The sequence below is a fragment of the Vibrio fujianensis genome (assembly GCF_002749895.1).
Classification (GTDB): Bacteria; Pseudomonadota; Gammaproteobacteria; order Enterobacterales; family Vibrionaceae; genus Vibrio; species Vibrio fujianensis.
Genome location: NZ_NBUS01000054.1, coordinates 603,586 through 607,567 on the forward strand (window position 1 = coordinate 603,586; position 3,982 = coordinate 607,567).

General features: G+C 42.4%; 3 protein-coding genes and 1 pseudogene. 1 reads left to right on the plus strand and 3 read right to left on the minus strand.

What is annotated here, in order from left to right; translation table 11 throughout:
- On the minus strand, positions 1-738 hold a 738-nt coding region (locus tag B7C60_RS19765; protein WP_245869590.1), incomplete at its 3' end, for an MFS transporter.
- Between the two features lie 95 nt (positions 739-833).
- On the opposite strand from B7C60_RS19765, the pseudogene B7C60_RS15885 reads away from it, so the two are divergent.
- A pseudogene (locus tag B7C60_RS15885) lies at positions 834-1,744 on the plus strand (LysR family transcriptional regulator).
- A 103-nt stretch (positions 1,745-1,847) separates the two neighbouring features.
- On the opposite strand, the gene B7C60_RS15890 reads toward B7C60_RS15885, so the two are convergent.
- Together B7C60_RS15890 and B7C60_RS19770 are read right to left on the minus strand one after the other, a co-directional pair.
- A complete protein-coding gene (locus B7C60_RS15890; RefSeq protein ID WP_099612479.1) occupies positions 1,848-2,327 on the minus strand; it encodes an outer membrane beta-barrel protein in 480 nt (159 codons plus the stop codon).
- A 199-nt stretch (positions 2,328-2,526) separates the two neighbouring features.
- Positions 2,527-3,982 (minus strand): DUF3418 domain-containing protein (locus tag B7C60_RS19770; protein WP_245869592.1); only part of this gene is annotated, 1,456 nt, incomplete at its 5' end.

Genomic DNA, 3,982 nt, shown 5'->3' on the forward strand with positions numbered 1-3,982 from the left:
CACCTGTCTCTCCACAACGATCAGCCCCAACACACTCAGTAGCAAAATAAATGCCCCCCACCCATTGGAGATTAATGAATGCGATGAAAGTAGCAATAGCAACATGGTGGTGGCGATCATCAATAATCCAGCTCCCATCCAGTCAAACCGGCTATGACGACGTCGATTAAGATGGCGTAGGTATCGGTTAACCATCACTAATGCAACCACACCCAATGGTAAATTGATCCCAAAGACCCAACGCCAAGTAAGATGCTCGGCAAAATAACCACCTAATAAAGGGCCAGTAATGCTTGATACGGCATAAACCGCTGAAATATAGCCTTGATATTTGCCGACTTGTCGCGGAGGAATCGAATCAGCAATCACAGTAAAAGCCAATGCAATTAAACCGCCGCCACCAATACCTTGGATCACTCGCGAGCCAATCAAGGTCGGAAGATCAATTGCAAAGGTACATAATGCAGAGCCCAACATAAAAATAAAAATGCTGGTATTAAGCATGCGAACACGACCAAATAGATCACTAAGCTTTCCATAAACAGGCAACACCGCTGTCGCCGCTAATAAATAAGCGGTGATCACCCAGGTTAATGACTCACCTGCTGATAATTCTTGACCAATTAAGGCGAGCGGTGTCGTCACAATACTTTTTTCCAGTGATCCTAAAGCAATCACCAAGGCAACACTGGCAAAAATAATTTTTGGGTTATCGGTATAAGTGGAGTCGGTTGGCATATGCCCCTCTTGATGGATGAAAAGACGTTCTCGGACAAGATATCCTAATCACACCATTTCTAAAATAGGATAGAATGGGATAGAAAATTGCAAAAATGGGATTAATAATGAAACTTGATGATTTGGCACTTTTTATCGCTGTCGTACGGTGTGGTAGCTTTACACTCGCAGCGAAACAAAAAGCGATATCCACAAGCACTTTAAGCCGGCGAATCCAGCAGTTGGAGCAAGATATTGGTCGTATTTTATTAATCCGTACCAGTAAAGCGATTACTTTAACTAAAGAAGGCGAACTGCTATTTGCTACCTATGCTGAACTCTTTGCTGAAATAGAATTCAAACAAGAGCAAGCCCTGCAAGCGAAAAGTGAATATCGTGGCGATATTGTAATCAATGCTCCCATCATTCCAATTCGTCATCAACTCAGCCCACTCGCAATAGAATTTTGTCAACAGCACCCTAACGTTAATATCAATATTCAAGTCGGTGCAGGTATGGATTATTTTACTCGACACGATCTAGACATTGCTCTGCGTTTTGGGCCACAGCCGCAATCGGAATGGGTTGCCAGAAAGTTAGCCAGTAATCCATCACTATTATGTGCTTCAGCTGATTATGCGAATTCTCTCGATCTTCAACATCCTGAACAATTACTTAATTTACCGCTGTTAACTCTGAATACAAAACAAGCATGGGTATTTATACATCAGGAAAGTGGAGAAAAATTTCAATTTATGCCGAAACCAAGATTGGGATCAGAGGAGCTGGACACCATTGTCAATGCGGCATTTTTAAATATGGGCATTGCTCGCCTGCCCAAAGGGTTAATAACTCAAGAACTGCATCAAGGTAAATTAATACCATTACTTGCTGATTGGCAAATGGAAGGTTCTGATGTCTATTTATTACATCCTCAACGGCGTTTTCTACCAGAAGAACTCAAGCCTTAATTGACTATATTATTTCTCACTGGTCACGAGTCGCTTTTCATCACTGGCTGACATAACAAAATAAACGAGCCGAATAGACGACGGGGGCATTCAACAATAAACCCCACCATCATTCGGCAAAAATAAAGGTGAGGTTTAAGATTATGTTAAGCCAATTTTTTATAGGAAATGGAATGTCGCGTTGAAAGAAAGTACCTTAACATCATGTTTATCAAGGGTATAACGGTGATAGCCAGCGCCGATAGAAAAAGGCCCCATAATGAAATATTCTGCGCCAACACCATACATGATATCGAAACCATCGTCATCTTTGCTTCCGCCAATTTCGGTTTTCCAAGAGTGGATACCACCGCGTGCATAGACATGCAAAGGACCAAAATCGATGCTCGGTTTTAATGCCGCATACATTGTCGTTGCCGAAGTATCAACGCCATTAATTTTGAATTCGCCAAAATCACTATACCCACCTTCAACCGCAAAAAAAGGCAAGATACCAGTACCGACATGCACATTATAAGCCGTACTTGATTCCCCACGATAATCTGATTGCCCCACAGACGCCCCACCGTAAACCAACGCATCAGCCATTGCTGTTGAAGATGCACCGATCAACACCAGTGCAAGAAGAGTTTTTTTCATAATAAACCTTTTCATCATTAGAAGACCGCATTATGCAAGCCTCTTTTTCCCACCACTTAAAATAACCACTGCTGTATCCATTAACAGTGCCATCATTTATAGTTAGCAGGTATACCACTTTTCAGAAATTATAGAGTCATCCCTAAGGGACCTCAAGCAGCGAGCTTATCGGGTCACTAAATTTCTGACTAAACCCTCATTAACAAGCGTCAATCGCCTGCATGATCCTCTTGTCAGAAATGGGGTAAGGCGTCCCCAATTGCTGAGCAAAATAGCTCACTCTCAATTCTTCAATCATCCAACGAATATCTTTCACAGCATCAGGAACAGCCTGCCCTTTGGGTATTTTATTCAGCAATGCTTTATAGTTATTTGTTACCGATTCTATCTTCAACATATGCAGCCGATCTTTATTCGGGTCAATGGGCAATTTTTCCATCCGCCGCTCAATGGCTTTCATGTAACGTAAAATATCCGGCAACCGTTGATAACCACACTCGGTCGCAAAGCCTTTAAAAATGAGGCTTTCCATTTGCGCTTTGATATCAGATAGCGCAAATGCCATAGTAAAATCGATTTTCCCTTTAAGGCGTTTATTAATGTTATAAGCCGTGGTTAAAATCGTTTCAACTTGTTGAGCAATCGCGACAACGGTATCACCTAATTCAGCACGAACGTGCTCTTTTAATGCCTCAAATGCTTCTGGTTGCCAAACGAGCCCGCCTTGCTCTTCTATCAGTTTATCAACCCCGCAAGCAATGCAATCGTCAATCAAATCTAATACTTTGCCATAAGGATTAAAATACAATCCCAATTTGGATTTATTGGGTAAGTTCGCATGCAAATATTTTATTGGTGAAGGCACATTGAGTAAAATTAAGCGCCGCTGCCCCGCTTGCATAGCACACTGCTGCTCATACTCTGTTTCGAACAACTTAATCTCGATGCTCTCTTTATTATCCACCAATGCGGGGTAAGCTTTAACATCAAAGCCGCCTCGTTTTTGTTGATAAACCTTGGGTAACTCACCGAATGACCAAGTATGTAAATTTTTCTGCTCAATCTCGTCGTCGGCAACTTGTGAAAGAGTTTGCTGCACTTGCTCTTTTAAAGCCTCTTTAAGTGCATATAAATCTTTGCTCTCATTTAATTTGCGATGGCGATGATCGACCACTCGATAAGTCACTTTAAGATGGTCTGGCACTTGCGCCCAATTCCAGTCTTCGCGCTGAATCGCCACCCCGGTCATCCGACGCAGTTCTTTTTCTAGCGCGTCGAGTAATGGCAACTCCATTGGCGTGACTCGCGCCAAAAATGCGTCGGTATAATTGGGGGCGGGGACAAAGTTTTTACGCAGCGTTTTAGGTAGTGACTTAATTAAACTTACCACCAATTCGTGGCGTAATCCCGGAATTTGCCAGTCAAAACCCGTCGACTCAATTTGGTTGAGGATCGGAAGTGGGATATGAACCGTCACCCCATCGCTATCCTCACCAGGCTCAAACTGATAACTGAGTTTTAATTTAATACCATTTTGATACCAAAAATTAGGATAATCGAGCTCGGTAATGTGGCTAGCATCTCCTTTAAAAAGCATCTCTTTTTCAAAGTTGAGTAAATCTGGCTGAGTTTGACGAGCCTTTTTCCACCACGCA